The sequence below is a fragment of the Pseudomonas sp. P5_B3 genome (assembly GCF_056400405.1).
This window is the reverse complement of record NZ_JBFULI010000067.1, coordinates 21,906-28,229: the sequence shown is the minus strand read 5'-3', so window position 1 is coordinate 28,229 and position 6,324 is coordinate 21,906. Positions and strand designations below refer to the sequence as shown.

Here is a 6,324-nt window from a genome sequence, read left to right as displayed (position 1 = left end):
CTTCGCGACAGGCAAAAACCGGCCAATAGCTGCCCCTTGGCGAGAGGCAGCTTACAACGATGAACTCAACGACGATCGTTTCAAACCAGCAGCGACCTGTCCGCTATTGCAAAGGCACATAAATATCGGTCTGCCATTGATCCTGCGGTGTCTCGGGGGAAATGCTTAGATAATCGAAGAACAGCGGCTGGTCTCGAAGCTCCTCGCCGCTGGTAGGGAGCCAGTCACGATAGATCGGATAGATCGATTCGCCGATGTGATCCGTCGAGCCCACGTGACGCACCACGACGCAGCGCCCGCCAGGGATAACCCTCTCGGTTACGCCGAACTCATTCGCTGCTACCGTCTCGTGAATCTCGCCGCAGATTGCAAACCGGAACTCTTCGGCCGGGGTCGTATCGGGGTTGCCGAAAGGAATACCAAAGCTGCGACTTGATGCCACCGGCGACTGTCCGCTCTGCATGCGCCATTCGATAAATTTACGCACGCTCTCATTAATGAGCCCGGGCGCTCCGCAATGCTCTAATGCTGCAACCCTGACTTCGCGAAACTCCACAATTCGTATCTGCATGATGATGCTCCTGGAAAAATGAGGGATGGTGAACACCGCACTCCAGACCTGCCAATTCGGCTGCTTCCTGAATGCACTCGGCGTCATACCGAACGCCCGCCTGAACGCCCTGGAAAATGCTTCGGGGCTTTCGAAACCCGCACCGAAAGCGGCGTCCAGCACCGAGTAATCCGCGAGGGAAGACAAGCAATGCGCCGCGCGTCGTAGTCGCATCAGTTGTACATAACGTGAAACAGGCACGCCCACGAACGCGGTGAATTGTCGATGGAAGTGAAACGCCGAAAAATTCGCGACTTGGCTCAACGTCTTCACGGACAAGTCACCCTCGAGATTGGCGTCGATGTAGGCGAGTACCAGGTCGAAGCGTTTTGTGTAGGCGGCGTTGCTCAGCAAGTCAGACACTGGATGGAGGCTCCGGGAAATACGGTAGGCAATAGAGTCGACTATACCGGCGTGCCCGCGCCTAGCCGTGTTTGCTCAGGTCGCGATTGAATTGCCTGTTCGACGTGGCCGCCTTGGATGCACCGTCTTGAAGGCTACCGGGCAGTTCATCTGAGCCTCCGATTGTAAATCCTGTACGACCGACAGCTTTAGGTCGCATGTAGCCCTTCATGACTGGCAGAAAACGGCCGATTCTGTTGAAAAAGTCGGTCTGCCCAAACTGCCTGACCATTGACTGGTGAAAACGCCTTTTTTGCACGCTGCTACGTGAAATCCGAGTCCGGAAGCCTCTGCCAAAAGTAAAGATTTCAACCTCGGACGCGTACTTTTCTGATGCGCAAACCATGGCTGACTTTTTCAACAGAATCGGCCAAGAGCAGTCCTTCGGATGACAGTCACTGCTGAGCATGCACGGCTTTGCTCGAACGAAAGACCACCCAGCTCGCCGCCACAAGCACCCACGCAGCAATGCCGCCATACAGCATCACCCAGCCAAACCCATGCGCCAAAGCTGTGTTGGCGACATCGAGCGTAACCGTAGTGCCCTGGCCGGTCTGCCCCAACACCACGGAGTTACCGGCTGAAATGTTCTCCGCCAGCAACCTCAATTGCACTTCATCGGGCGAGCCAGATAACTGGTTACGCAGGGAAGACAGGATGCCTTCCACCAAGATGAATCCCATCAGCGCGATATTGATTGCAAGGCTGATCATACGAGCGCTGATATCGATGCCCGATGCCATGCCAGCACGCTCACTGGGCACCGACCCGGTGGTGGTATTGGTAACAGGCGTGTTGGTCAGCCCCAGTCCGATCCCGGCGATCAGGCAGCCTGGAAGCATCGTCAGCCAGCTGGCATGCGTGACACTGCTGCCCCATTTCATCAGCAGAAACCCCAGACCTATGGTGAACAAGCCCGCGGGAATCACCACGTCAGGTCGATAGCGCAGCGCCAGCCGTTCGCCTAACGGGGGGACTATCAGCGTCGGCAGCGTATAAGCCAGTAGTGCCAGACCGGTGCCGATACTGGCGTAGCCCAGACTATTTTGAAAGTACAGAGGCAGGTAGATCATGAAGGGCCAGAAGCTGAAGTTCATGCCTGCCGACCCTAGCAAAGCACCCGAGAAGCGGCGGATACGGAACACCGAGAAATCGAACATGGGATCGGCATAGCGTCGCTGGGCGACGACAAAGACGATGAAGCTGACCATTGCCACAATCAGGCTGGTGATGGCCGAACCGCTGGAGAAACCCACTCCCGCGCCCTGAGTGATGAACCAGGAAAGGCCTAACACTGCCAGCGATAACGAGATAATGCCCAACACATCCAGCCTGCGGCGCTGCGGGTCGCGTGATTCATCGACACCGGCGATCACCAGCACCAGCGCGAGCACGGCAATGGGCGCATGCACCAGGAACACCCACTCCCAACTCGACAGCGCCACGATAGCGGCGCCGATAATCGGGCCGAACCCCAGACCGATGCCGAACACGATCCCCCAGGCACTGAACGCTTTACCGCGCGCAGTTCCCGACTGGAATCGGTGAGACAGCACTGCCACCTGACAGATCAGCATGGCACCACCGGACATGCCTTGCAGAAATCGGCTGGCGATCAACACGCTGGCGCTTTGCGCCCATCCACAGGCCAGTGAGGTAATGCCAAAAAGCACCAGGCTAATGACAAACACTCGCTTGCGCCCATACCGATCCGCCAGTGTGCCGGTGGCCATCAGCACCATGGTGCAGGCGATGGTGTAGGCATTCATGATCCACTGCATATCGTTGAAATCGCTGTGCAGAACCGATTCAAGCGTCGGCAGGATGGCCGGCACGCTCGAGATTTCCAGGCCGAACATCAGCGAGGCCAAACAAACGGCGGCTATTGTGAAAACATCTTTTTGCGAAGAAGAGAACGGCATCGTGATCTTCCAGATCAAGTTGATGGGCACTGGCAAGGCCGCCCCAAGGGGAGTTGGTGCGATTGCCTGACCAGCGTCACCAGACATAACTCCAAGTGACCGGCCGCATTCTGGAAGTAATAAAAAAATGACAGAAATGATTTAATTTCGTAAGTTTTATTAATATTCATCATGAGTCGACTAAATGGACTTCGACCCAGCGCTGTTGCGTGCCTTTGTCGCGATCAAGGAGACCGGTAGTTTCACTCGTGCCGCAGAGCGGCAGCATTTGAGCCAGTCAGCAATCAGTCATCAGATCCGGCGTTTGGAAGAACAGGCCGGTACCGCGCTACTGGTGCGCACCACCCGACGGTTGACGCTGACAGAAGATGGCGAAGATTTTCTGCGCCATGCCGAACACGTCCTCAGAGCACAAGACGCCCTCTCCCGGCGTTTCGAAGCGTCATCGGTATCCGGGGCCGTGCGCTTCGGTGTGCCAGAAAACTTTATCGGCGATGGCCTGCCGCCGTTACTGACTCGGTTCGCCAGACAATTTCCCGCCGTACGTCTTGATGTAACCGTCGGCACCTACCTAGACCTGCGCGCGCTGGTCGATGCCGATGGGCTCGATCTGGCCGTGATCATGGCATTGCCGGGCAGTCAGGTTGGCGGTACCGTGCTGCGCGAAACCCGGTTTGTCTGGGCCGCGGCGCAGAGTTTCGACTTTACCGGCGATTGCCCTTTGCCACTGGCGTTTGCACCAGCGCCCTGCGTACACCGCCAGGTGGCCGTAGAGGCATTGGCGAGTTCCACCGTGAATTGGCGGGTCGCCTTTACCTCTCCAAGTCAACAAGGATTGCGGGCGGCGGTATTGGCGGGGCTTGCCGTCACCGCGCTACCGCTGGGAGATCTGGAACCCGGTATGGTGGTAATTGATGGTCAATATGGCCTGCCACCGCTGCCGGAGGCTGATTTCAGACTGATATGGAGTGTCACAGGAAAGACGCCTGCGGCCCATGCATTTGGGCAACTGCTGGCGCAGATCTGAGTCGCCATCGATCTAGAACAAACTGCCATTGGCATTCCAGGGTAAGGGCCCTGTTCTGCTGACTCTTTCAATCGCACCTTCAAGGACCGAACCTGTGATCGCATCCCCCGCCAAACTCCTCTTCCTGCCCGGAGCCTCGGGTAACACCCGGTTTTGGCTTCCGGTTGCTGAGCGCCTGGCCCACCCGGCGCAGCAGGTCCATATCGGCTGGCCCGGCTTTGGAGACACTCCGCCCTTGCCTGGCGTGACCGGCATGGATGATCTGGTGGCTCGCGTGCTGGCCGAGATCGACCGACCCACAGCGCTGGTGGCGCAGTCCATGGGCGGTATAGTCGCGGTGCTTGCAGCGCTTGAACGCCCTGAACTGATCACGCACCTGACGCTGACCGTCACCTCTGGCGGGGTGGATATGTCTGCTCTGGGCGCGCATGACTGGCGCCCGGATTTTGCTGCCGCCAACCCGACACTGCCGAGTTGGTTTCTCGACGACCACACCGACCTCACGCTCCGGTTGGTCGAGTTKCGCATGCCAGTCCTGCTCCTCTGGGGAGACTCTGATCCGATCAGCCCCGTTCGCGTCGGCCAACGCCTTGCTCAACTGTTACCCCGCGCTGAACTACACGTTTTCCCTGGCGCCGACCACAGTCTGGGTTTTACTCACGCAGCCGAAGTGGCAAGGTTGATCGAGAGACATCTGGTCTGCTGGTGAGCGGAGCACTGGTTGCCAGCGCTGCGGACTGATTGAGCGGCCCCTGCGTTTCAAGACCTCTCGGATAACGGACAGACAACCGGAGGCATAGGCAGGGCTCGGCAGAGTATTGCCTGATATTTAAAGGCTCAAGCGCATAGATAAGTCTATGGCTTTTATATTTTTAGTTAGCGCACCCATTGATATGTAGTCAACCCCGGTATCTGCGATAGCTACCAATGTACTTTCATTGATTCCGCCGCTGGCCTCAAGCCGGGCCTGTCCGTTGTTGAGTCGAACGCCTTCACGCATGTCATCCAGACTCAGTTCGTCGAACATGATTAAATCCGCTCCACCTCTCAGTGCTTCTTGCAGTTCGCCCAGGTTAATGAACATTTGTTCTGGCTGAGTGCTGACGAATTTTCCTCTCTCATTTATGGGGAAAGATCGAGGCAAGGCGTTTTCACCAGTCAATGGTCAGGCAGTTTGGGCAGGCCGACTTTTTCAACAGAATCGGCAGAAAGCGGCCCAGCAGCAGCCCGGGTGTCGCTTGGGACTCTTCAAAATGATGCCGTAACAATGGCATCTCTCGCTAATAGCCAACGCAGACACGTTCTCGCCCATAAAATCCCTCCTGGCAAGCGAGTTAAATAGCTAGCTATTGGTTAGTGAAAGTCTGAAGTATTCATTTGAACTTTCAGATTCTTTCTGTGCGCGGCCTGTGTCTAACATCGACTCCACAACGAACCAGGCGCTTGGCAGCCTGGCGCCGTCGAAGTGCTTTTGCAGCAGGCCCTGGGATTTTTGAGGATCACCGATGAAGCTGGAAATTTTCCGCACGCTGTGGGGCTATACCGCCAGCAAGGCTCAGGCGCTCGAGGAGTTGCTGCACGCGGGCTTCGATGGCATGGAAGCACGCCTGCCACTGGACGCCCGTGAACGGGCCGAGTTCGGCGCTTTTCTCCAGGCCAATCGCCTGGGCTATATCAGCACCGTCTTCACCGCGTACGACGTGCTGCCGGACCAGTCGGCAACGCCTGCCGTTCACCTCAATGACCTCGATCAGAAACTCGCCTGGGCTGCCGAACTCGGCCCACGCTTCGTCAACGTGCTGGCGGGCAATGACCGCTGGTCCTTGCCACAACAAGTGGAATTTTTTGGCCAGGCGCTGGATCTGGCGCGCAAGCACGGCCAGGTCTGCAGTTTCGAGACCCACCGCTCGCGGTCGCTGTTCAACCCTTGGGTGACCCTGGAGTTGATCCGCCAACTGCCCGACTTGTTGTTCACCAGTGACATCAGCCACTGGGTCGTGACTTGCGAGCGCCTGTTGAATGACCCGGCCGATGACCTGAGCGCTTTCATCGAGCGGGTTCACCATGTCCAGGCCCGGGTCGGTTACGACCAGGGCCCGCAGGTTCCGCACCCGGCGGCGCCCGAATATGCAAAAGAACTGGCGTTCCATCAGCAGCACTGGGAAAGCATCTGGCGCTCGCAGCAAGCCCGCGGTTACCAGGTCAGCACCCTGACCCCGGAATTCGGCGCCGACGGCTACCTGCATCATTTGCCCTTCACCAATGTCCCGGTCGCCGACCTGTGGTCATTGAACGTGTGGATGGGCCAGACCGAGCGCGAACACTTCGAGCGTTTCAGCCACTCAAGCCATCCTTAGGGAGCC

General features: G+C 57.6%; 5 protein-coding genes and 1 pseudogene. 3 read left to right on the top strand and 3 right to left on the bottom strand.

Going from position 1 to position 6,324, the window contains the following annotated elements:
• Positions 1–103 precede the first annotated feature (103 nt).
• A complete protein-coding gene (locus AC1DRN_RS26805; RefSeq protein ID WP_223462422.1) occupies positions 104–973 on the bottom strand; it encodes an AraC family transcriptional regulator in 870 nt (289 codons plus the stop codon).
• Positions 974–1,407: 434 nt separating this feature from the next.
• On the bottom strand, positions 1,408–2,934 hold the full coding sequence (locus tag AC1DRN_RS26800) for an MFS transporter (protein WP_223462423.1): 1,527 nt from the start codon (positions 2,932–2,934) through the stop codon (positions 1,408–1,410).
• A 184-nt stretch (positions 2,935–3,118) separates the two neighbouring features.
• Here AC1DRN_RS26800 and AC1DRN_RS26795 point away from each other — a divergent pair, with 184 nt between their 5' ends.
• Both AC1DRN_RS26795 and AC1DRN_RS26790 read left to right on the top strand, forming a co-directional pair.
• The gene (locus tag AC1DRN_RS26795) at positions 3,119–3,961 is read left to right on the top strand and encodes a LysR family transcriptional regulator (protein WP_223462424.1); all 843 of its coding nucleotides are present in this window, start codon (positions 3,119–3,121) and stop codon (positions 3,959–3,961) included.
• Positions 3,962–4,055: 94 nt separating this feature from the next.
• Entirely contained in the window at positions 4,056–4,670 is a 615-nt protein-coding gene (locus AC1DRN_RS26790; protein ID WP_477786848.1) for an alpha/beta fold hydrolase, read from the top strand.
• A gap of 120 nt (positions 4,671–4,790) precedes the next feature.
• Here the strand turns inward: AC1DRN_RS26790 and AC1DRN_RS26785 are convergent.
• Positions 4,791–5,036, bottom strand: a pseudogene (locus AC1DRN_RS26785) (nicotinate-nucleotide diphosphorylase); the annotation flags it as partial.
• A gap of 430 nt (positions 5,037–5,466) precedes the next feature.
• Here AC1DRN_RS26785 and AC1DRN_RS26780 point away from each other — a divergent pair.
• Positions 5,467–6,318: a sugar phosphate isomerase/epimerase family protein gene (locus AC1DRN_RS26780; RefSeq protein WP_223462426.1), complete on the top strand. Its 852-nt coding sequence runs from the start codon at positions 5,467–5,469 to the stop codon at positions 6,316–6,318.
• Positions 6,319–6,324 lie beyond the last annotated feature (6 nt).